Here is a 23,891-nt window from a genome sequence, read left to right as displayed (position 1 = left end):
AATCTATGAAATAAAAGCCCAATTAAAACTTGAATTTTAGATTTGTATCTTTACTAATCAATTAAACATTTCCTATAATTTCTTAGGAAGAAAACCAACTTAATGAAACGAGCTATTTTTCCAGGATCATTCGACCCGATAACTTTAGGACACTACGATATTATTAAACGTGGCGTTACACTTTTTGATGAAATTATTGTGGCTATTGGCGTTAATGCCGACAAAAAATATATGTTTACTCTAGAAGAAAGAAAAGCATTTATTGAAAATACCTTTGCAGACGAACCTAAAGTAAAAGTGGTGACTTACGAAGGTTTAACGGTACATTTTTGCCAAGAAATTGGTGTTGAATTTATTTTACGTGGGCTGAGAAATCCAGCAGATTTCGAATTCGAAAAAGCCATTGCGCATACCAATAGAGACCTTGCTCCTATTGAAACTGTTTTCCTATTAACTGCTGCAAAAACATCATACATTGCCTCATCTATTGTTCGAGATGTTATTAGAAACAATGGTGATTACACCAAATTAGTTCCCGACACAGTGCGTATTAAATAACGCTTTACAAAATCTATTTTCTTTGAAATTCCAAATTTATTGTATCTTAATATGTTTCACTTTAGCGTCTTGTAAAGACCATAACACCGCAACTATTATCACAGATTTTTGTTCAAATATCCATCGTGACGATAGTTTTACACTATCTACTGCTCTTGAAGATGTAGCACCTTTAATGGAGGATAAAACTGGTGTTTATGTTTTAGAAGATGGTAGTGGTTCTATGGTAGCTCGAGCATGGTTAACCGAGTATGCCGAAAAAACAATAGATATACAATACTTTATATTCTCTACCGATAACATCGGCCTAATTGCCTGCGATTACTTAGTACGCGCAGCAGATCGTGGTGTTAAAGTCCGAATTTTAGTAGATGACATTATGGTTGATGCTGAAATTGAAGATATTTTAACCTTTAACTCACATGAGAATATTTCGGTTAAAATCTATAATCCAGGTATTAATTTAGGTAAAAACATTTTTCAGAAGATAGGAAAACTATCAATCGATTTTAAAGGTGCCAACCAGCGTATGCATAATAAAACCTTTATTGTAGATAATAAAGTGGTTATTACTGGCGGTAGAAATATAGCCAATGAATATTTTGATTACGACCACGAATACAATTTTAGAGATCGTGATATTCTTTTATTAGGGAAAGAAGCGAAAAATGTAAAATCGTCTTTTGAAATGTTTTGGAATAGTGAACTAAGCCAAGATGTAACTACAATAATTAAAAGCGATACTGAAAAACTATATTCGGAAACCACTTTTGATAAACTACACGAATACGCTTGCAACCCAGAAAATTTCTGGCCGCAAGTGCGCGAACGTATTGAAAACCTTCCGGAAACATTTAACGACATCAAAAACTCCAAAGACTTTGTTTGGCTAGACGATGTTCATTTTATTTCCGATTTACCCGGAAAAAACGATGAAGCTTATAACTTATCTGCAGGTGGACTTTCTACCGATTCTTTAATAGATTTAGTAAAAAAAGCAGAAACCTCTATAGATATACAAACGCCGTATTTAATCACTTCCGATCTTAGTCGAAGTTTGTTTAAAAAAGCCGTAGACCGTGGTGTTAGCGTTCGTATTTTAACTAACAGCCTCGCTTCTACCGATAATGTTGAAGCATTTAGTAGTTACCAAACTGATCGAAAAAAATTACTTGAAACAGGCGTTCGTATTTTTGAGTTTCGGCCAGATGCAGAAGAACGATTGAATATAATGACTGGGGAATTACAAGAAAAACTAGACTACAAACCAACCTTTGGTCTGCACGCTAAATCGATGGTTATTGATAATAAAACTACTGTAATTGGTACGTTTAACCTAGACCCAAGAAGCGCTAATTTAAATACAGAATGTATTGTAATTGTTGATTCTGAAAAAATATCTAAAGGTGTTTTAAAAGGTATGGAAATCGAATTTAAACCCGAAAACTCTTGGGAAACAACTTTAGATTTCAATCCAGATTCTGAAGTTAGCAACTACAAACGCTTAAAAACTTGGACTCGTAAAATTCTTCCGAAGGCTATTTTATAAGTATTAATCTCAGAAAATTTGGCACAAAAAAACAGCTTTTAATTTTCTAGAGACAGACCAAAACGGTTAGAATATAAAAAACTAAAAGCTGCTTAATTTATAATACTTAATCTAAAATTTATATTCTCCTAATCCTTTTGGAAAAGCTTCAGGATTTGCCGCTAAATGATAACGCGGATCGTCTATATCTTCAACTACAACCTCTCTAAACTTAGGATTCGATTTGTATAAAAGAAGTTTACAATCATCACTTAAGTGTTTCAGTTTAATAGATTTTCCTTCAGCTTTATATTTTTCAACTAAATTAAAAATAGCTTCTATTGCAGAATGATCACTAACACGAGATTCGATAAAATCAATCTCAACTTGTTCTGGGTCTGTTTTAACATCAAACTTATCATTAAACGCTTGTATAGAACCAAAAAATAATGGTCCCCAAATTTCGTAGGTTTTCACCTTTCCATCTTCAGAAACACGTTTTCTAGCTCTAATTTTCTTAGCATTTTCCCAAGCAAAAACTAATGCAGAAATGATAACTCCAACAAAAACAGCAATTGCTAAATCAAAGAATACCGTTACCGCAGAAACAATGACTAATACAAAAGCATCAGACTTTGGTATCTTTTTCATGATTCTAAAACTAGACCATGCAAAGGTTTCAATAACCATCATGAACATTACACCAACTAAGGCTGCAATTGGCACTTGCTCTATATATTTATCTGCAAATAGAATAAAAGTTAATAAGGTTAACGCCATCATGATACCAGACAAACGTCCTCTACCACCTGCATTAACGTTTATAACGGTTTGACCAATCATACCGCAACCACCAGTTCCTCCAAACAATCCACTAAGAATGTTTCCAGTTCCTTGTGCTACACATTCTTTATTTCCATCACCTCTAGATTCGGTTAATTCATCAACTAAATTCATCGTCATTAACGTTTCAATCAATCCTACAGAAGCTGCTAAAAAGGCATAAGGCGCAATAAACTTTAAGGTATCTAAATTAAAAGGTAAGTTACTCCATAGCTCAACTAGATTTAGGTTTTTAGATAATTCATCAAAACCATTCAATCCGGCTCCACCTCCATCTCTAATAAATTCACCTACGTTTATAGATTCTATACCACCAAAAACAGCGATTAAAGTCACTATTAAAATAGCCGTTAAAGCTGCAGGAATTTTAGTGGTTAACTTTGGTAACCCCCAAACAATTAGCATGGTTAACAACACAAGACCAATCATTATGTAAAGTGTATTACCTTCCAATCTTGATTTTACAACACCACTATCTTTTACTGAATAAAAGCCATTATCTTGGATATTAAATACCACCTTCTTAGTTTTCGAATCGAAAACCTGATTATCGGACATGATATATACCTCTTCTCCTGTGTTAACGTTTACAACCGATTTATCCTTTATGGAAAACAACTCGATGTTAGAAACCAAATCTGTAACAGCAACATCTTTTATATTATAGACCAATTCTTTAGATTCGGTTTTACGCATGTTTTGTCCAAAAATATCTTTTGTATTTTCAGTAAACATACCCAGTTGGGCCATAAAAATAACAATAGCTAAACCGTTTACAAACCCCAGCATTACAGGGTGCGGAATTAACCTCACAAACTTACCAAGCTTAAAAACACCTGCTAAAATTTGGATAACGCCCATTAAAACTACGGCGGCTAATAAATAAAAGTACCCCATATTTTCTACGGGCTGATCGAATAAAAGACCTTTAGCATGCCCTTCCTGAATCATGTGTACAAAAATTACAGCTACAGCTCCGGCTGCTCCAGAAATAAGCCCAGGTCTACCACCAAATATGGCAGAAACAATACCTATTACAAACGCCCCAAATAGTGCTACTATTGGGCTAATTTGCGCCACAAAAGCGAAAGCTACAACTTCGGGAATCATTGCTAGTGATGTTGTTATACCTGCTAAAACATCATCTTTAGCATTAGGAATGATTTTCCTTATAAATTCTGTCATGGTTTATTTTTTGGAGGTGCAAATTTACGTTTTATATACGGACAGACAAGTAGAAGGCTTATAATTTAAGCCACTCACAACTAAAACGTTTGAGGAAATAAAAAAACTACTCCTTTTTCAAATAGGCTAAAGCTTCTTCACGATTATTAAAAATTTTAACAGAGTCTCGAACATCGCTATTAATATGCATAAGCATTTCGGTAGACATTAAAGCTCCCGTTGTAGAAGTTACAACTGCCGTGTTCTTTATTCCCTTTAGTTTTCCTATAATTTTTTGAGCTTCAAAAGTGTAAGTGTAAGAGTGCTTTTTATTTACTAGTAAAGAAAACGGTGCATCGAGATTTGTAAGTAAAAAATCGTGATACTCGTCAACATTTAGTTCATCTATTATTACACCTTCGTTAATAATGACCTCTGCCAAGTTTGGGGCGAGTATAATTACACTCCCAAAAGATAGTTTGTAAACTTTCATTCTTTATTACAATGCAAGTGTTAAACGAACTCCTATAAAAGTAAGCCTAACTGTTAGGGTTAATTGCTTTTGTAAGATAATACTTTTTTTATTAATTTTTGTTTTTTAAAAGCGATTACCTGAAGCCTTTTATCATATTGAGATAAAACATGTGGTTTTAATGAATTAATAAAAATTTGTTAAACACTTTTTTATTTCTAACCAATTGTTTAGTTTTGTGCCGTACTTAGAAATAATGGCAAGAAAAAAAGAATATAACGAAGAAGAAGTGGTTGAGAAAGCTATGCGTCTATTTTGGCGAAATGGCTACGAGTCTACATCTATGCAAATGCTTGAGAAAGAAATGGGCATCAACAAATTCTCGATATATTCTAGTTTTGGAAATAAACATGGACTTTTTATTGAAAGCATAAAATGCTACAAAAGCAAAATCCGTGAAATGTTTGAAAACTTCAAAAACGCCTCTAATGGTATTGAAGATATAAAACAATTTTTCTACGATTCTGTTAGTTCGAGTTTTAAAACCGACGAACAAAAAGGTTGTTTGGTTACCAATACATACAATGAGTTTTCGGAAACCGAAGACTTAGTTATAAAAGAAGAAATGACTTCTTTTATGGATAATTTAAAAACATTATTCATAGAAAAGCTTAAAACGGATCCTTCTAAAGATGAAGAAACCGTATTAAAACAAGCTAATTATTTAGTACTCGCAAAGCACGGTTTAGCAGCCGCGGCAAGAGTAAATAGCAAGAAAGAAATTGAAGATTATATTGAATTGACGTTTAAAAACCTCTAATCATTTTTTTTACACCATAACTAAACGAATGTTTAGTTATTTTAAACAATTATTAAATTAAAAAGAAAACAAACATTATGACAACATTAAAAATTCACAACATCGAAAGTGCACCTGCAGAAAGCAAACCACTATTAGAAAACTCTCAAAAAGCTTACGGAATGATTCCTGGTTTACACGGTGTATTAGCTGCATCTCCACAAATTCTTAAAGCATACCAACAATTACATGAGTTATTTGTTAGCTCGTCTTTCAACGAGAATGAATTAACTGTAGTATGGCAAACCATTAATGTAGAGCATGCATGTCACTACTGTGTACCTGCACACACAGGAATTGCAAAAATGATGAAAGTTGACGATTCTATTACTGAAGCGTTACGTAACGAAACACCACTTGCAGATTCTAAATTAGAAGCACTTCGTACTATGACATTATCTATAGTTCGTAACCGTGGTAATGTATCTCAAGCAAATCTAGAAGCTTTTTACGCTGCTGGATATGGTGAACAACAAGTTTTAGACATCATTTTAGGACTGTCTCAAAAAGTAATTAGCAACTATACAAATCACATCGCAAACACACCTGTTGATGATGCTTTTAAAAGTTTTACTTGGAAAAAATAAAAATGTAGTCCCCTAAAACTACAATTTAATAGCTGTAAGCCTTTCTCCCATAAAGAGGAAGGTTTATTAATAAAAAAACAAGACATGATTAAAATAACAGTAATGTACCCTAATACTGTCGATTTAAAATTCGACAAACCATATTACATTAAGCAACACGGTCAATTATTAATTGATTTATTAGGCGATGCCATTATAGCTTCCGATGTTAATTTCGGACTAGCCGGAGCAACTCCAGATGAACCCGCTCCTTATGTGGTTATTGCTAATTTAGTATTTAAATCAATGGAAACGTTCCAACAATCTTTCGGCGCTAATGCAGAAGCGATTTTGGCAGATCTTCCTAATTTTACAAATGTAAAACCACAAGTTCAAATTAGTGAAGTGGTTTAATTGTTCTTAATAAACAAGAAGTTACACTAACAGAGTTAATACGTATAGAAATGGAAACAAATAAAAACAAAGGAGAATTAGATGCCTTATTAAACGTGCAACGTAAAGCAGGAATCGCAAAATTCACTAAAGAAAAAAATCAAATTTATGCCGATGATATTACCAGCGTAGTAAACTCTGGAATACTAGACAAGGCATTAAATGTTGGAGATAAAGCACCAAATTTTACATTAAACAACGCTTTAAATCAACCTGTTTCCCTATACAATACATTAGAAAATGGTCCTGTAGTTTTAACTTGGTACCGCGGTGGTTGGTGTCCTTACTGTAATATCACTTTACATCATTTACAAGAACACTTACCCGAGTTTAAAAAAGCCGGCGCAACGCTTTTAGCTTTAACTCCCGAATTGCCTGATAACTCCTTAAACACTTCAGAAAAAAACAATTTAGAATTTACCGTTTTAAGTGATATTGGTAACACCGTTGGAAAAACATATGGGGTTGTATTCGAACTTACTAAAGAAGTTGCCTCTATCTACCAAGAAGGATTTGGTTTAAACCAAAAAAACGGAGATGATAGTAATGAATTACCTCTAGCTGCGACTTATGTTATTGATAAAAAGGGCGTAATTCAGTATGCCTTTTTAGATGCCGATTATAAAGAAAGAGCTGAATCGAAAGAAATAGTATCTGCATTAAACAAGTTAATGTAAAACCTCGCTAAAAACTATTAGTTTTATTTTTCAACAAAAACATATCATAATGGAAACCAAGCAAAAACCTAAAGTATTATTTTTTGACGTTAACGAAACACTTTTAGATCTTACTAAAATGAAACGGTTAGTTGGAGATGCTTTAGGCGGAAACGAAGACTTATTACCTTTATGGTTTACCACCATGTTACAATATTCGCTAGTTGTTTCGGCTAGCGGTCAATACAAACCTTTTGGACACATTGGTGCTGCCGCTTTACAGATGGTAGCAGCTAATCATGATATTAAAATTTCTGAAGGTGAAGCTCGTAAAACCATTATATCTGGTTTACGCGATTTACCTGCTCATCCAGAAGTAAAAGATGCTTTATTAGCATTAAAACAAGCCGGCTATACTTTAGTTGCTTTAACAAATTCTTCGGAAGAAGGCCTGGCTAAGCAATTTGAAAGCGCCGGATTAACAAGTTATTTCGACGCACAATTAAGTATTGAAGGTGCTGGTAAATTTAAACCCTTTACAGATACTTATACTTGGGCAGCAAACCAACTAAACGTAAAACCTGAAGACTGCATGCTAATTGCAGCACATGGTTGGGATGTTGCTGGTGCACTTTGGGCCGGATGGCGCGCTGCTTTTGTGAGCAGACCAGGTCAACAAACGTTTCCGCTTGCTCCAAAATCTGAAATTGAATTACCCGATTTAAAACAAGTAGCAGATATTCTTGTTACTTATAAATAGGTTTAAAAACCCCAACTAAACATTGGTAATAATAAACCACAAAATTAGATAGTAAAATGAAAGAAAAACTTAAAATAGATATCGTATCAGATGTTGTATGCCCATGGTGCACCATTGGATACAAACGTTTAGAAAAAGCGATAAAAGAATTAGGGGTTGAAGATCAAGTAGAGATTGAGTGGCAACCTTTTGAATTAAACCCGAACATGCCAGCTGAAGGCCAGGATTTACACGAGCATATTGCTGAAAAATATGGTTCTACAGATGAGCAACAAAACGAATCGAAACAACGTATGGTAGAAGCTGGCGAAGAGCTTGGTTTTACTTTCGATTATTTCGATGGTATGCGTATGTCTAATACCTTTGAAGCTCATATTTTATTAGAATATGCAAAATATTTCGGTAAACAAACCGAATTAAAAATGACGCTTACTAAAGCCTTTTTTACAGACCATAAAGATGTTTCTAAACGCGATGTTTTAAAACAAGCTTTATTAGATGTTGGTTTAGATGCTGAAGAAGGTTTATCAAAATTAGATAATGAAGATATTCGTTCTGAAGTAAAAACCAAAGAAGGTTATTGGCAACAATTGGGTGTAAACTCTGTTCCTACTGTTGTTTTCAACAGAAAAAGTGCCGTAACTGGTGCACAACCTGTAGATACTTTTAAACAAGTATTAACCGAATTATTACAAGCTCAAAACGCACCTATTTCCGAATAGGCTCTTTTTTTAGCTTTCAAAATAAAACATTAAATTCTAACGCGTTTGTACGCTATGGCATCACATAGACCATGGTTTACAAACGCGTTTTTTATTTGTGATATGTTGAAACAAAATCATTAAAAATCTTTCTACCAAGCCATAAAAGATATAACTATCTTTGCGCTTCATAAAATACAAATGGCTTTTACTTTACTTTCCTCTCCATTACAGGGGTTTACAGACTTTAGATTTCGTAATGCTTTCCATCATTATTTTGGAGGTATCGATACCTTTTATTCACCATACATTAGGTTAAATGGTAAGTTTAAAATTAAAAGCTCTTATCAAAACGATTTGCTTCTAGAGAACAATAACACCTTAGAAGTAATTCCGCAAATTATAACCAACGATGCCGAAGAGTTTCTATTTGTTGCCAAATATGTACAAAGCTTAGGTTACAAAGAATTGAATTGGAATTTAGGTTGCCCATACCCTATGGTTGCTAAATCTGGAATGGGTTCTGGTTTAATTTGCAATCCTGAGAAAATTGATAATATTTTAGAACGCGCACATAAAGAAACTGATATTTTGGTATCTATGAAAATGCGTATGGGTTACGATCATGCTGAAGAAATTCTAGACGTATTTCCTATTTTAGATCAATATCCGCTTAAAAACATAGCTATTCATGCACGTATTGGAAAGCAACTCTATAAAGGTCCTGTAGATTTAAAGGCCTTTGAACGCTGTATTACAAGCACTAAACATAAACTCTATTACAATGGTGATATTACTAGTGTTGAAGCCTTTAAAAGTATACAAACGCGTTTCCCTAGTTTAGATCATTTTATGATTGGTCGTGGCTTAATTGCCGATCCGTTTTTACCTCAAATGATAAAAGACGATACTACGGAATATCCTAAAGACCGTTGGGATATTTTTGAAGAATTCCACAATACCATTTATAGCCAGTACGATGAATATCTTTCAGGACCAACACCTATTAAAATGAAAATGTTAGGCTTCTGGGAATTCTTTTCGCAATCTTTTTCAAATCAACAGAAAACATATAAAGCTATAAAAAAGGCTACCAATCCTTTTAAATACAAACAAGCTGTTAGTATGATTTTAGCTAATGAACGTAAGTTGAAAAGCTAAATAATATTTGAAGTTTTACTATGAAGGGAATTATTTAATTAATACTTCATTCTTAACCACAAAAACTTTAGTGTCTTGAAGAAATGCTTTTTGCTCATCTAGAAATTGGTTTATTCTACTTTCAGAATCTACTATTTCAATAAGGTGTGGATGTTTACTATGGCGAATTTCACTTATTCCCCAATTCACTTTTTGGTTATTTAAATAGCCCTTACTTACATTAAGGTGCAATACTTGTTCCAGTCCGAAGGTTTTCGCTCGTTTTATAAGTTCGGTTGAAAAATCGGAGGCATACATTTTTTTCCAAAACGACTGATTATTTATTTTCTGACCATACTCAAAATAGATACGTATCGTAATTAAATCTGTCATTTCTTAGTTCGTTTTTTATTTATTTCAGATAAAGAAAGTCCTTTTTCACCTTTAAACAATTTGTGTTTCGGACTACCAATAATTTGAGAAGCATACACTCCTGAATGCCCCGAAAACAAATATGCGGTAGAACAAGCCAAGGCTATAAAAACACCCGATTCTATTCCAAAAAGTTCAATCCCCATAATAGTACAAGCAATTGGTGTGTTGGTTGCTCCTGCAAAAACAGCGACAAATCCCATACCGGCAAGTAAAGCCATAGGTAACGGAATAAACCAAATAAGCACATTTCCTAAGGCTGCACCTATAAAAAACAAAGGGGTGACTTCGCCTCCTTTAAAACCTGCTCCAAGTGTGAAAGACGTAAATAAAAGTTTTAACAGAAAATCGTAAGAATTCAGGTTAACATCAAAAGCCTCTACAATGGTAGGAATACCAAGACCTATATATTTTGTTGTGCCCATAAAATAAATAGCAATAGCCAATATAGTACCGCCCATTACTGGCCTTAGTGGAGGATACTTTATGTACTTACCAAAAAGGTTACTCCAAAAATGAGTTGATTTAGAAAACAACATTGCTACAAGTCCGAAAATAATACCAGCCAATAAGCACCATAATAAATTTATAGGCGTCATTTCTGCCACGGTATTAATATGATAATGGGTGTGCGATACATTCCAAATTTCACAAAAATAATTTGCAAAAACAGCTGCCATAAAACTCGGTATAATAGCATCTAATCGCAATCTACCCAATACCAAAACTTCCAATGCAAAAATACCACCTGCCAATGGTGTTCCAAAAACAGAAGCAAAACCTGCACTAATACCGGCAATTAAAACAATTTTCCGATCGCGTTTAGATAACTTTAAAACCTTGGTAAACCTATCGGCAATGGCACCACCTATTTGTACAGCTGTCCCCTCTCGTCCGGCAGAACCACCAAAAAAGTGCGTAATAATAGTGCCAAATAATACGAGAGGCACCATTCTAAATGGAATTATTTTTTTAGGTGAATGAAATTCTTCTAACAGTAAATTATTTCCCTTCACCACACTACTTCCGTAATAATGATAAGATAAACCAATAACCAAGCCACCAACAGGTAATAAGGATATAACCCATAAGTGAGATTCTCGCCAATTTGTGGCCCACTCTAAACTTAATAGAAAAAAAGCAGAAACACTACCTGCTAAAACACCAAGTGTTAAACAGATTAAAACCCATTTTAGGAGATATAGCAAAGATGGAATTTGTTCAAATGAGAATAAAAAATCTTTAATTTCGTTTTTTTTCATAGTGCTTTAAATATATGATTCTAAAGAGACATAAGCCTTTTAAAGTAGATATCATTAGCTCTAAGCAGAACCGTTACAAGCAAACCTCATTGCCAAATTTGAAATGCAAATATAAATAAAAAAACGTTTTACGTTGTGCCATATCTAGTATTGCTAATTGGCAGATGTTAATATTGTTTATAAAAGCCAATGACCCTAGCAAACAGGTGCGTTAGGGATTGAACGGCCTGTTTGAGCTCTTTTTGTGTGGTTGCACCTATGCAACACAAAAAAGCGAGTAGTGAAAGCCCGACCCTTTTCGGGTAACGCCCAAAAACCTTTAAAATATAAAAAGCCCGCCAACTTACGCTGACGGGCTTTTCTAAAAAAAAGAGTTTGAGTTAGTCTTCTTCTTTCTTTTTTCCTTCTAGTTTATTTACAGTATCATACATTACTGGTGTTGCTATAAAAAGCGACGAGTATGTACCTACTATTACACCTACTATTAAGGCGAACATGAAACCTCTAATAGAATCTCCACCGAAGATAAAGATTGCTAATAACACTACTAATGTTGTTAAAGAGGTATTTAATGTACGGCTTAATGTACTGCTTAATGATGCATTTACAACGCGATCGAATTTCCATCCTGTGTGCTCGTTAAAGAACTCACGAACTCTATCGAATACTACCACGGTATCATTTAATGAATATCCAATTACGGTTAATATTGCTGCTATAAACGCTTGATCGATTTCCATTGAGAATGGCATGAATTTGTACGTTAAAGAGAATACACCTAATACGATTAATACATCGTGGAATACGGCTGCTACTGCACCAAGAGAGTATTGCCATTTTTTAAATCTGATTAAGATATAAAGGAATACTACAATTAATGATCCTAAAACTGCCCAGAATGATTCTTGTTTGATATCATCGGCAATAGTTGGACTTACTTTATCGGTTTTTAATAAACCTACTGTTTTTGTATCGGCATCGCTAATGAACTCCTCGTAAGTAAGACCTTCAAAATACGGTTGTAACGCTGTATAAAGAGTTTTACGGATTTGCTCATCTACTTCAGAGCCTGTTTCTTCTACTAAATATTTTGTAGTAATTTTAACTTGGTTAGCATCTCCAAATATTTTAGCGTTTGCACTACCAAATACATCTGGGCTAGAAAGTACACCTGTAATTTCTGAAGCACTAACATCGTGATTAAAACGAACTTGATACGTTCTACCTCCAACAAAATCAACACCTTGATCTAAACTGTTTGTAAATAAAGATCCTAAACTTACTACAATGAAAACACCTGAAATGATATAAGCAATTTTACGTTTCGATAAGAAATCGATACGGATATCACGGAATAAGTTTTTAGTGATTGGTGTAGAGAATGCTAAGTTTCCGCCACGGTTAGAATACCAGTCTATTAGTAAACGTGTGATGAAAATTGCAGTAAATAATGATGTACCAATACCAATGATTAAAGTAGTTGCGAAACCTTTAATTGGTCCTGTACCAAATATAAATAAGATTAATGCTGTTAAACCTGTAGTAATGTTGGCATCTAGAATTGAAGATAAAGCATTGCTAAATCCATCTTGAATCGCTTCTTTTTGACCTTTACCTTTGGAAAGTTCTTCTCGAATACGCTCAAAGACCAGTACGTTTGCATCGACCGACATACCAATTGTTAATACAATACCGGCAATACCAGGTAATGTTAATACAGCGCCTAATCCTGAAAGGATACCGAAGATTAAAAGAATGTTTAATGCCATCGCAACATCTGCAAATGCACCAGCTTTACCGTAGTAAAATACCATCCATACTAATACTAATGCTAAAGCAATCATGAACGACATTTTACCGCTATCGATAGCTTCTTGACCTAAAGATGGTCCAACAACTTCACTTTGAATAATATCTGCAGAAGCAGGTAATTTACCAGCACGTAATACGTTTGCTAAATCGATTGCTTCGTTTAAGCTAAAATCTCCAGAGATTGAAGAGCTACCACCTGCAATTGGTCCGGTTGTTACACCAGGAGCAGAATATACAACGTTATCTAAAACAATAGCAATTTGACTACCTTGTGCGTATGCATTACCAGTCATTTCTTCCCAAATTTTAGCACCTTTTGCATTCATTTGCATTGAAACCTCAGATTTCCCTGTTGCTCCAAATTGGTTTCTAGCATCTGTAACTACAGCTCCACTTAATTCTGGTTCGTTTTCTCTGTTTCCTTTTAAAGCATATAAGTCTAATAACTCACTTCCTTTTTTAGGTTTTCCGAATACAAATTTTGCGTAACGTTGCTCTGCTGGAAGTAAAGCACGTACTTGAGACATGCTTAAATAATTCTGGATTGTTTCTTTATCTTTTGCTTCAAATTGAGCAATAATTGGTCCTCCTTGGTAACCTTGACCTCTAATTAAATCGAATATTGGGTTAACCGTAGATACTGCAGTTGAGTCTGTTTCTGCTTCACCTAAAAGATCGTCGATTGCAGAATCTGCATCTTCAGTATCTTGTGGCTCTTGCTCTGCTATTTCTGTTTTTGGAGAAACGATATCTTTTAATACTTCGTTAGCTTGCGCTAAAAATGGGAAAAACTGCTCACCTTTATAAGCATCCCAAAATTCTAATTGTGCTGTACTTTGTAATAATTTAATAGCACGCTCTTTATCTTTTACACCTGGTAACTCTACTAAAATACGACCAGAAGTTCCGATACGCTGGATAGTTGGTTGTGTTACACCAAACTCATCGATACGTTTACGTAAAACCTCGAATGCAGAAACTACAGACTCATCAATTTTAGTTGAGATGATGGCTTTAACCTCATCATCTGTCATGTTTCCACTAATTTCACCATCTAATGCTTTTGTATAAAAAATATCTGGTGAAGCTAATTTAGTATCTCCTTTAATTTTATCGAAAGCGATGAAGAAATCTTCTAAATATGTATTCTGACTGTTTTTTTGAATTTCAGCAGCATCATCTAAAGCTTTGTTAAATACAGGATCTTTAGTATGGTTAGCTAATCCTTTCAAGATATCTCTAATAGATATTTGAAGTGTAGCACTAATACCACCTTTTAAGTCTAAACCTAAATTCATGGCTTTTTGTTTCACTTCATTGTAAGTGAATTTTGCGATACCCATGTTAAATACGGTATCTGTAGCAATAGACTCTAAATAAGCAGTCTCTTCGGCGCTACGTTTTGCACGGTAACCTTCTTCGGTATCGGCAATTTTACTGATCGCAATCTCTTCGGCTGCGTTTTCAATTTGTTTCGCTTTAAACGTGAATGATAATTGGTAGATACTTACCAAACCAAACAAAAGCGCAAATAATTTTACTAATCCTTTATTTTGCATTGTTGTAATTTTAGTGTGTGTCAAAACTTTTTCGACGCGCAAATATATTATTTACGGCCAATATTTGACACTTTTTAGGTTGAAATTGATTGTGTTTGAAATTTTTAATGAAACATGAGAGGCTTTTTACATGCACTAAGGCATCTAAAACCTAACAAACCCATTGGTTTAGCAAGTTGGTCCTGCCCTACCTTCGGGTATTTTATGAAGATTATTTTCGGTAGAAATTGAAACATTTCTACGCACTTTATAAGCCGTTTTAATAGTGTTATTTTCTAACGAAACATTTATAACTTCTATAAAGAAGAAAATATTTGGATCTGAAAAACGATCGCTTTTAGTATCGGTAGTTAATACGCACTTACCATCGAGATCCCAACCAGATGTATTTGCATTCTGAATTTCGAAAACATCGAGATTATAGGCGATATTTGGTGTTTGGGTAGGTAATTCTGTTTTTCTATTATTTTTACTAAAAGTTTTATTGTCTAAATCTTTAGAAAAAGTCTTTTTAATACTAGCAACATCGGCATCACTGTAGTAGGTGATTTTTAATTTTCCTTGAGCCGTTTGCTGTACTTTTATTTGATTTGCACCAAGCGCTTGTAGTTGTTGCTTTACGTGTGCTACCGCTGTTTGAGCTTCATTTGAAGTAACCTCAACATGATTAAACTCTAATACAATTTCCTGATTAGGTACATTGAATTCCTGCTGAGATATAACAGCCAAGAAACTCAAAATAAAAATTATAGCACCTATGTACCTTTTTAATTGCATGCGACAAATATAAAAAAATAAAGGCTGTATTGCTACAGCCTCTATATATTTATGTAAATTAATGGTTATAAGACTATAATTCTAATAAACCATTAGTTTTTGTTACACCTTCTGCACTTGCTTGCATGTGTGCTTTTTCAGCATCACTTAAAGGAATATCGATAATTTGCTCGATACCGTTTTTACCTAAAATTACAGGTACACCAATACAAATATCGTTTAATCCGTATTCACCTTCCAAATAAGTTGAACATGGGAACATTTTCTTTTGATCGCAAGCAATAGCTTGAACTAAACCACTTACTGCTGCACCTGGCGCATACCAAGCAGACGTTCCTAATAAACCTGTAAGTGTTGCTCCACCAACTTTAGTATCTGCAACAACTTGTTCTAAACGCTCTTCACTTAAAAACTCAGAAACTTTAATAGAATTTCTTGTAGCATGAGATGTTAATGGCACCATACCTTTATCACTATGGCCACCAATTACCATACCGTCAACATCACTAATAGGAGCTTCTAAAGCTTCTGCTAATCTGTATTTAAAACGAGCTGAATCTAAAGCACCACCCATACCAATAATTCTATTCTTTGGTAAGCTAGTTGTTTTGTGCACTAAATATGTCATAGTATCCATTGGGTTACTCACAACAATAATAATTGTATTTGGAGAGTGCTCAATTAAACTAGAAGATACTGTTTTTACAATTCCTGCATTAATCCCAATTAACTCTTCACGAGTCATTCCTGGCTTACGAGGAATACCAGAAGTAATTACACAAATATTACTATCTGCTGTTTTACTATAATCGTTAGTTACTCCAGTGATTTTAGTATCAAAACCGTTTAATGATGCGGTTTGCATTAAATCCATGGCTTTTCCTTCAGCATAGCCTTCTTTGATGTCTAACAAAACGACTTCTGATGCGAAATTTTTAATTGCAATATATTCTGCGCAACTTGCGCCTACTGCTCCTGCTCCTACTACAGTTACTTTCATAAGTTTAATTTTAATAAAATTATTATAATATTTAGTCGACAAAACCCTTAAAACACAGAATTCCGGTCAAGCAAATTTACGAATTTATCTTCTATTTCTTTAACAAGAACGCATATAAATACCCCACTTTTTGAAATAAAAAAAGTGCAGAATGATTTCTGCACTTTTTTAACAACTAACTAAACTAAACTAAATAAAACTAAACTTTTCTTTCACTAAACTCAATTTAAAACCTTTTAAAAAGATCTATAAATGAGTGATATTATTTTTTAAATTAAATCAAAACTGACGCAATTAAAATTTACTCTTTACGGCTAAAATTGATAAAATAAATATTCCTTAAATTATATCTGTTGAAATTCAATTAAACTCAAAATTTCTTTCTTTTTTCAAGAATAACACATTTTCATTCTAATTTTTTAAAAACCAACGTCTTAGCTAAAGCAAAGATACACTTATTTTTACGTTACACAACATTTTAGCGGTAAAAAATGTATTTAATCGAGTAATTAAAACTTTTAAACGGATTAAAAATTGAATCTAAGACTTAAATTTGGAGTTAAATCAAGGGATTTATTATCTATTTGAATGGCAGTATTAGAGTCTTCTGGGTTAACTTCATAATACCTATTTATAACGTTCTGCTTCCCTAAAACATTAAATACCCCTGCTCTTAAAGCCCCATGTACAGTTTCGGTAACTTGAAAGGCATAATTTATTGAAGCATCTAATCTTATAAAATCATCAAGGTTAGAACTATTTGGATCACTATAATTCACCAAAACATCATTCCCATCCCTAACCGTCTCATTACCTTCAACAGGTTTAGTGTAAGGCTGGCCTGAACGCCACATACCACCAATGGATAGTTCTAACTGCTTTAAAACATTATAATTTACAGCTAATGATACCGAATGCCGTATATCTACATTATTAGGAAATACAGAAGGGCTAAAACTTTGAAATTTGTAATTATTTTGACTGTAAGTATAACTAAGCCATGTACTATACTTATTGGCTGTTTTATTAATTAAAAACTCAGCACCTTTTGCCGTATAATTTCCGGTGGCATTAACAAACTGAAAATTATTATAAAACCCTTGGTTTGAAGCCGTAATTCCATCAACTTGTTTATAGAAGCCTTCAACATCCATTAACCAATTATTTTTATTAAACTCGAAACCTAAAGACACTTGTTTACTTTCAGATATTGGAATATCATTTTCGTTTGCTAGAATCCATCTTCTATTTTCAACACCTAAAAAATCGTCCTGAAAATCAATAATTTGATTTGCCGATTGATTTTTAAATTCGCCTTGTAGTTTAAACGCTATTTGTTCTGAAAGTTTTTGCCTAAAATTTAATCGCGGCTCAATAACAAGTTTATTAAATTTCTGAAAATAATTTCCTCTTACACCTACTCGTAAATATGTATTGTTTTTATTAAATTCAATTTCACTGAACAAGGCATGATTTAGAAGAACATCCTTTTTCGTTTTCTCATAAGATGGTGCACTTACCGTAGTTTCATTCAAAATACCAATTTCACTAAATTGATAACCGTTTAAAAAATGTAAATATGCATTTATCTTAAACTTAGTATTAAGCTTAAAACCGGTTTCTAAGACTTCATTTGCTTGGGTTAGTTGCTGGTTGGTTTCAATTCTATTATCTGTAGCATCTACATTGTAGTTTGAATAAAAAACAGAGGCTTCTGTTGTGAATCTCTCATTCCACGTTGCATTCCAGCTTCCACCAAAACCAATATTATCTTGCTGTAAATTACTGGTTTTAGAATTTACATTATCGTCATTATCTGTATATGTTTCGGTATAATCTAAATTATTATTAATACCAATTACGTTTGCACGAAACTGATGATTTTCATTTAAATCGAACAATAATTTCGCTGTATAATCGTAAAAGAAAAAATCTGAACTTCGGTTACCTTCACTTATGTTATCACTATTAGTTGTTAACTCACTATCCTGAAAACTACGTTCAAAATAATTATCATAAGTTGGTGAATTAAAAACATCGGTAAACGAGCGTCTACCAGAAACATGCAAAGCCATTTTTTTACTAATAGGTATTTCTAAAAACACATCGGCATGCATTAAATTAGCGCCAAAACCTCCAGAAAATGTATTATTTACTTCATTTTTAGTAGACATATTAATGGTACTAGAAACACCATCACTAAATTCACTTGGCGTTCCATTTTTAGTAACCACTACTTGGTTTGTTAAATATGGATTGTAAGCAGATATTAAACCAAAAAAGTGTCCTGAATGATACATTTTAATACCGTCCCAAAGTATTAAGTTCTGGTCGTTTGTACCACCGCGTACATTAATATTAGCAATACTTTCATTTACGCTTTCTACACCAGGTAAAGCTTGTATAGACTGCAAAACATCGGGATCTGTTAACCCTGGTAACACTCCAAATTTAGCCGTATTTAAAACCGTACTTCCATCAATACGTTTCTGCAAGCCTGTTGTTAAAAACTTAGATATTAATATTTTATTCAGCGCCTGACTTTCTTCTTCCATTATTATGGTTTTACAAAAACCATCTAAAGACCTCAGCTCACTAGCTTTAAATGTTAGAGATTTAAACCCTAAAAAACGAATTTCTATAGTTTCATTAATGGGAATATTACTTAACTGAAATCGACCTTCTATATCTGTAATAACACCTTTAGATCTATTATTAATTACCACGGAAGCTCCAAGCAAAGGCAACTGCTCTAAGTTATCTATTAAAACACCGCACAGCGAAATAGTTTTTTCGATGGTAGAAATGGTAATATACCGCTCGTTAAGTAATTTAAAATTTAAATTTGTGCCTGCATTTAACTTGTCTATTATAAATTGAAGAGATTCTGAATCCTTAAAAGCTTCAACAAAAACCTGATCCACATCTGTTACCGAATACGAAAACTTAACATCAAATTTGGTTTCAATTTCTGCAATAACATCAATTAACGGCTTCTTATCTTGAGATTGAAATCCGAAAGAAAAGAAACCACTGAATAAAATTAAAACAAAATAAATTTTAGTTAGATTCATAGTTATAAAACTCAACGTTTTTCCCCGTTATAGCGTAACTCAATTTAAGCGGAATAGTTACAGATTGCAGAGCTATGTTTTTATCGTTATGTGTAAAAGTTCCAGAAAACATCTGCTCGGCATCAATTTTACCCGCATCGATAACAATATCATACTGAACTTCTAGCTCGTTTATTACTTGCCACAACGGCACCTCACTAAAACTAGATTCTTTAGCCAACCATGATGGGTTTTCAGCATTAAAAGGCTTAACCTCTACAAGTTCTCCATTAACAACTCTTACAGATTTTCCTGGTGTTAAAATGGTTTTATTATTTTTATGTGTAACACTAACCGAGCCTTCGTAGCATTGTACCTCAAAATAATTATCGCGTTCCTTAACATTAAATTGCGTTCCTAAAACCTGAATACTCCCAGCATCGGTATCTACAGTAAACTTTTTACCTTTTGTTACTTTAAAAAAAGCTTCACCTTTCAAGGTTAAACTTCTATTTTGGTTCCATTCTTTTTTATTGAAGGCTAACTCCGACTGTGCATTCAGTATCACTTCAGAATTATCGGGTAATTTTAGAGTTTCGGTTTGAGCAATTTCAGTTGAATAAGATGTGGTATGATTAAAAAACAAAAAGTAAGATGATGTTAATAACACAACCAATACAGCTGCAACCTTCATAAACGTTTTAAAGTTTAATGGAACAACCTTGGTTTCTTCTTTTTTAAATGATCTTTTCTTAAAATCGGCCAGAGCTTGTTCTGCATCTATTTTTGGCACTTCAATCTGCTTAGAATAGAAGCCCATTTTTTCTAGATTCGAAAAATCTTCCAAAGGATATTTGTTTTTAATATCCTCCAAAGACATTTCTCCTTCAAACCATTTTAATATGTCGTTTTCTTTATTCATATTTTATGCTATACAACTATAAGACACCTTATTATTTATTTACCCTACTAAAAAATTAAATTTTTAAGTCTTCAATTTTACTTCTTAATATTTTTAAGGCTGCCGACATTCGTTTTTCAACTGTTTTTTGAGATATATCTAACAATTCGGCTATCTCTCTATATTTTTTATCTTCTATTCTATTCAATAAAAAAACCTCCCGTTGTTCTGGGCTTAAGTTCTCAATAACCAACATAAGTTTTTGCTTAAACTCATCTTCCTCCATTATATATTCTGGATTCAAATTAGTTTCATCTAAATATGGCGATTCTTTTGCATAATTTAGCACCACCTTTTGGTGTCGAATAGTATTTAAAAATAAATTATTAACCGTGGTAAACAGATATGTTTTGGCTTTAGAGAAATCTATTTTAGAACAATTTTCCCAAATTTTAGCAAACGCATCTTGTACATAATCTAAAGATGCATCACTATTTCCACACTTATAAAAGGCAAAATTACTTGCGGCTTGAATATGTTCTGTGTAAAAGGTGTTAAAATGAGATTCTTCGCAAAGTTTATGCTTGGGGCTATTCATAAAGTTTATACAAATTGATATGCGGTAAAAATATAACAAAAAAAATCAACAGCAATACACACTGATAAACAGTGACTTATATTTAATTTCAAATATTTTTAAAAAAATCATAGGGTAAACTTATATCTAAGGGTCTTAATTACAGAACGGCGAAAAAAACGGCTGTGAAAAAGAAAATTATAAAAACCCTAAAAATTAAAAACATGAAAAATTTAAAATTATTAACAGCAATCCTATTAACATCAATTTTGAGTTTCACATCTTGTCAAGATGAAATTGATAACGAAAACGGACAAAACCCAAATACAAATTCTGCAACATCACCAACAGCAAACAACTTAGAACGCTCGTCTATGTACGATGGTAGTTTTGATGATTTTTTAGATGGTGTATCTTGCTCTTCTATTTTATTTCCATTAACCGCTACAGTTAATGACACAGAAATTACTTTAATTAGTCAAGCAGATTACCAACTTGTTTTAAATATTTTAGGACAGTTTACAAATGATGATGACAGCATTGAATTTCAATTCCCATTAACAGTTAAGCTAAGTAACTATATCGAAGTACAAGTAGCAAATCAGGCGGAATACGATGCACTTATTGATGCTTGTGAAGCGGCCGAAAATGAAGCTGAAGATGCTATAAACTGTATTAATATCGATTTCCCAATTACAATTTTAACTTACGATTTAAGCGCAGAACAAACCGGAAGTGTTGTTATAGAATCTGAACAACAATTGTACACTTATATGAATAATTTTGATAACGATGCTTTATTCTCAATTAACTACCCCATTACAGCAACATTAACAGGAGAAAGCAATACCGCAATAGAACTTAGTAGTGATGCAGATTTACAAACTGCAATTACAAATTGTTTAGAAAACGACGAAGCTATGGAAGACGCAGAGGAAAACGCTGACACCTTAGAAACCATTTTAGTTGATGGTGTTTTTAAAGTAGAATCTTTTATATCTGCTAGCGTTAACACTGCAAATGACTATGCCGATTACACTATCGATTTTGCTAACGATTTAAATTGTACTGCAGAAAACACAGTAAACACAACAATAAGCGATATTGAAGGTACTTATACCGTAGCATCTGAGCTTGAAGTATTTTTAAATTTAACTTTTACAGGAAACGCTTCTTTCGAATTATTAAATAATACTTGGGAAGTTACAAGTTTTTCTCAAAGCTCTATCTCTCTGCAAAGCTCAACAAATTCAGCTATTACATTAGTTTTAACTCAAATTTAAAAACTAGTTTAGCATTTGTTCCGTAAGTTATGGTAAAAGCAACTGTCTATTTATAGGCAGCTGCTTTACAAAATTAAAATACAATACAATGAAGTTTAAAATATTAATTTCCTTTCTATTCCTTTTAATAATAAGCGCATGTTCTAAAGACGAATCGGGAGAAGACAATGATACAGATAATACTGTATCAAAAGTATTAAACCGACAAACCACAGGTAGTTCGGCTCGCGATTTACTATCAGACAACACCTTTACAAGCATGATTATTGAAGTCGTTTATGTAGAAGGTTTTGAACCTACCGAAAGTGCCTTAAACAATTTCACTACTTTTTTAGAAAACAGAACCTATAAACCAAATGGTATTACTGTTGAAAAAAGAGCTATCCCATCTCCAGGAAAAACCACTTATAGTTTAGAAGATATTGCCGACATAGAAATAGAACACAGAACACACTACAACACAAGTAACCAAATTGCGGTTTGGGCTTATTTTTCTGATGGAAAATCTGATAATGATTCCGAAGAAAACAACACCGTTGTGTTAGGAACAGCTTACTGGAATACCTCGTTTGTTATTTATCAAGAAACAGTAGAAAGCTTTAGTAACAGTCCATTTGAACCGGACAGAACATTGCTAGAAACGACAGTAATTAACCATGAATTCGGACATATATTAGGACTCACAAATTTAGGCACACCACTACAAAGTGAACATGAAGATGAAGAACACCCAAAACATTGCGATATAGAAAACTGCTTAATGTATTGGGCATCAGAATCTGCAGCAAACCTAAGCGACATGGCAGGTATGAGCACTGCTCCTCAACTAGATGCACAGTGTATTACCGATTTACAAGCTAACGGTGGTAAATAAACCTCAATTAAAAAAACAACTAAAATGAAAACATTACTAATAACATGCTTATTAACTTTAAGCAGCTTACTCACTATAAACGCACAAAACAAAACATCAAACGCAGGTATAAAATTCGGTTATAATTTAGCAGCTGTTAGTTTTGATGGCGAAACCGAAACAGGACAAAGGCATGCTTTTCATGCTGGCATATATGGTGAATCTTTTTTGAGTGATAATGCCGCATTACAAATTGAATTTTTATACTCACAACAAGGCTATGAATTACAAGATAATAGCGGCACATTCACACAAAAGCTAGATTACATCAATGTACCTCTATTATTAAAAATATATCCTAGCAACAATTTCTATTTAGAAGCAGGACCGCAAGCAGGCTTAGCTATTTCGCATAAGGAAGAATTTGATAGTAGCTTTGGGGTATTTGATACTACTCAAGAATTTGAACCTAACAACTTTGATTGGGGCATGAATTTTGGTGGCGGATTTAAAACAAACTCTGGCGTAAGTTTAGGCGTGAGATATCATCTTGGCTTAGGAGATATTTATGATGAAGGATCTCCTCAAAATAGAGTTTGGCAGTTTTCTTTAGGTTTCAATTTGTAATAAAAAGCTAATTCCGAATAAAAAAACAAATATCCCGTAGGGTAAATTAATTTAA

Annotated in this window: 22 protein-coding genes; 12 read left to right on the top strand and 10 right to left on the bottom strand. The window is 33.3% G+C overall.

The window, feature by feature from the left end; all coding sequences use genetic code 11:
- The first annotated feature begins 102 nt into the window (after positions 1-102).
- Together coaD and BM246_RS18220 are read left to right on the top strand one after the other, a co-directional pair.
- Complete coding sequence (gene coaD, locus BM246_RS18225; protein WP_042499954.1) at positions 103-558, top strand: pantetheine-phosphate adenylyltransferase; 456 nt, start codon at positions 103-105, stop codon at positions 556-558.
- A 22-nt stretch (positions 559-580) separates the two neighbouring features.
- Entirely contained in the window at positions 581-2,107 is a 1,527-nt protein-coding gene (locus BM246_RS18220) for a phospholipase D-like domain-containing protein (protein WP_074940073.1), read from the top strand.
- Positions 2,108-2,218: 111 nt separating this feature from the next.
- Here BM246_RS18220 and BM246_RS18215 read toward each other — a convergent pair whose 3' ends face one another.
- Both BM246_RS18215 and BM246_RS18210 read right to left on the bottom strand, forming a co-directional pair.
- Positions 2,219-4,114, bottom strand: coding sequence for a SulP family inorganic anion transporter (locus BM246_RS18215; RefSeq protein WP_074940068.1), 1,896 nt, complete (start codon positions 4,112-4,114; stop codon positions 2,219-2,221).
- Between the two features lie 106 nt (positions 4,115-4,220).
- Positions 4,221-4,586 (bottom strand): hypothetical protein, encoded by a 366-nt coding sequence (locus tag BM246_RS18210; RefSeq protein WP_042506304.1) that lies wholly within the window; start codon positions 4,584-4,586, stop codon positions 4,221-4,223.
- A gap of 235 nt (positions 4,587-4,821) precedes the next feature.
- Here BM246_RS18210 and BM246_RS18205 point away from each other — a divergent pair, with 235 nt between their 5' ends.
- The 7 genes from BM246_RS18205 (at position 4,822) to BM246_RS18175 (ending at position 9,721) form a co-directional block, all read left to right on the top strand.
- A complete protein-coding gene (locus tag BM246_RS18205; protein WP_042499951.1) occupies positions 4,822-5,385 on the top strand; it encodes a TetR/AcrR family transcriptional regulator in 564 nt (187 codons plus the stop codon).
- Between the two features lie 77 nt (positions 5,386-5,462).
- Entirely contained in the window at positions 5,463-6,011 is a 549-nt protein-coding gene (locus BM246_RS18200; RefSeq protein ID WP_074940064.1) for a carboxymuconolactone decarboxylase family protein, read from the top strand.
- A gap of 84 nt (positions 6,012-6,095) precedes the next feature.
- Complete coding sequence (locus BM246_RS18195; RefSeq protein WP_074940060.1) at positions 6,096-6,404, top strand: EthD family reductase; 309 nt, start codon at positions 6,096-6,098, stop codon at positions 6,402-6,404.
- Between the two features lie 50 nt (positions 6,405-6,454).
- Positions 6,455-7,120: a peroxiredoxin-like family protein gene (locus tag BM246_RS18190; protein ID WP_074940057.1), complete on the top strand. Its 666-nt coding sequence runs from the start codon at positions 6,455-6,457 to the stop codon at positions 7,118-7,120.
- Positions 7,121-7,169: 49 nt separating this feature from the next.
- A complete protein-coding gene (locus BM246_RS18185; RefSeq protein WP_042499948.1) occupies positions 7,170-7,859 on the top strand; it encodes a haloacid dehalogenase type II in 690 nt (229 codons plus the stop codon).
- A 56-nt stretch (positions 7,860-7,915) separates the two neighbouring features.
- The gene (locus BM246_RS18180; protein WP_074940054.1) at positions 7,916-8,581 is read left to right on the top strand and encodes a DsbA family oxidoreductase; all 666 of its coding nucleotides are present in this window, start codon (positions 7,916-7,918) and stop codon (positions 8,579-8,581) included.
- Positions 8,582-8,761: 180 nt separating this feature from the next.
- Entirely contained in the window at positions 8,762-9,721 is a 960-nt protein-coding gene (locus BM246_RS18175) for a tRNA dihydrouridine synthase (RefSeq protein WP_074940051.1), read from the top strand.
- 30 nt (positions 9,722-9,751) lie between these two features.
- Here BM246_RS18175 and BM246_RS18170 read toward each other — a convergent pair whose 3' ends face one another.
- The 8 genes from BM246_RS18170 to BM246_RS18135 all read right to left on the bottom strand — a co-directional run bounded on the left by BM246_RS18170 (position 9,752) and on the right by BM246_RS18135 (position 21,094).
- Entirely contained in the window at positions 9,752-10,093 is a 342-nt protein-coding gene (locus BM246_RS18170; protein ID WP_042506297.1) for a DUF190 domain-containing protein, read from the bottom strand.
- A complete protein-coding gene (locus tag BM246_RS18165; protein WP_074940047.1) occupies positions 10,090-11,394 on the bottom strand; it encodes a voltage-gated chloride channel family protein in 1,305 nt (434 codons plus the stop codon). The genes BM246_RS18170 and BM246_RS18165 overlap by 4 nt, the downstream gene beginning before the upstream one ends.
- Before the next feature lie 380 nt (positions 11,395-11,774).
- A complete protein-coding gene (gene secDF / locus BM246_RS18160) occupies positions 11,775-14,765 on the bottom strand; it encodes a protein translocase subunit SecDF (protein ID WP_042499945.1) in 2,991 nt (996 codons plus the stop codon).
- Between the two features lie 168 nt (positions 14,766-14,933).
- Positions 14,934-15,542 carry a hypothetical protein gene (locus BM246_RS18155; RefSeq protein WP_042506295.1) on the bottom strand — a complete coding sequence of 203 codons (609 nt, stop codon included), beginning with the start codon at positions 15,540-15,542 and terminating at the stop codon, positions 14,934-14,936.
- A gap of 73 nt (positions 15,543-15,615) precedes the next feature.
- Positions 15,616-16,542 carry a malate dehydrogenase gene (gene mdh, locus BM246_RS18150; protein WP_074940044.1) on the bottom strand — a complete coding sequence of 309 codons (927 nt, stop codon included), beginning with the start codon at positions 16,540-16,542 and terminating at the stop codon, positions 15,616-15,618.
- A gap of 527 nt (positions 16,543-17,069) precedes the next feature.
- Positions 17,070-19,616 (bottom strand): TonB-dependent receptor plug domain-containing protein, encoded by a 2,547-nt coding sequence (locus tag BM246_RS18145; protein WP_074940040.1) that lies wholly within the window; start codon positions 19,614-19,616, stop codon positions 17,070-17,072.
- Positions 19,603-20,517 (bottom strand): FecR family protein, encoded by a 915-nt coding sequence (locus BM246_RS18140; RefSeq protein WP_074940035.1) that lies wholly within the window; start codon positions 20,515-20,517, stop codon positions 19,603-19,605. Before BM246_RS18140 ends, BM246_RS18145 begins: the two co-directional genes overlap by 14 nt.
- Before the next feature lie 55 nt (positions 20,518-20,572).
- Positions 20,573-21,094: an RNA polymerase sigma factor gene (locus tag BM246_RS18135; protein WP_042506293.1), complete on the bottom strand. Its 522-nt coding sequence runs from the start codon at positions 21,092-21,094 to the stop codon at positions 20,573-20,575.
- 203 nt (positions 21,095-21,297) lie between these two features.
- Between BM246_RS18135 and BM246_RS18130 the strand changes: the two genes are divergently transcribed.
- The 3 genes from BM246_RS18130 to BM246_RS18120 all read left to right on the top strand — a co-directional run bounded on the left by BM246_RS18130 (position 21,298) and on the right by BM246_RS18120 (position 23,836).
- Positions 21,298-22,356 (top strand): hypothetical protein, encoded by a 1,059-nt coding sequence (locus tag BM246_RS18130; RefSeq protein ID WP_074940030.1) that lies wholly within the window; start codon positions 21,298-21,300, stop codon positions 22,354-22,356.
- A gap of 88 nt (positions 22,357-22,444) precedes the next feature.
- Entirely contained in the window at positions 22,445-23,230 is a 786-nt protein-coding gene (locus tag BM246_RS18125; protein ID WP_074940027.1) for a membrane metalloprotease, read from the top strand.
- Between the two features lie 24 nt (positions 23,231-23,254).
- Complete coding sequence (locus BM246_RS18120; RefSeq protein ID WP_042506291.1) at positions 23,255-23,836, top strand: porin family protein; 582 nt, start codon at positions 23,255-23,257, stop codon at positions 23,834-23,836.
- The last annotated feature ends 55 nt before the right edge of the window (positions 23,837-23,891 follow it).

It is taken from the genome of Algibacter lectus, from assembly GCF_900112395.1.
Taxonomy (GTDB): domain Bacteria; phylum Bacteroidota; class Bacteroidia; order Flavobacteriales; family Flavobacteriaceae; genus Algibacter; species Algibacter lectus.
The sequence above is the reverse complement of the archived record's forward strand: the minus strand, read 5'-3'. Positions and strand labels throughout refer to the sequence as shown.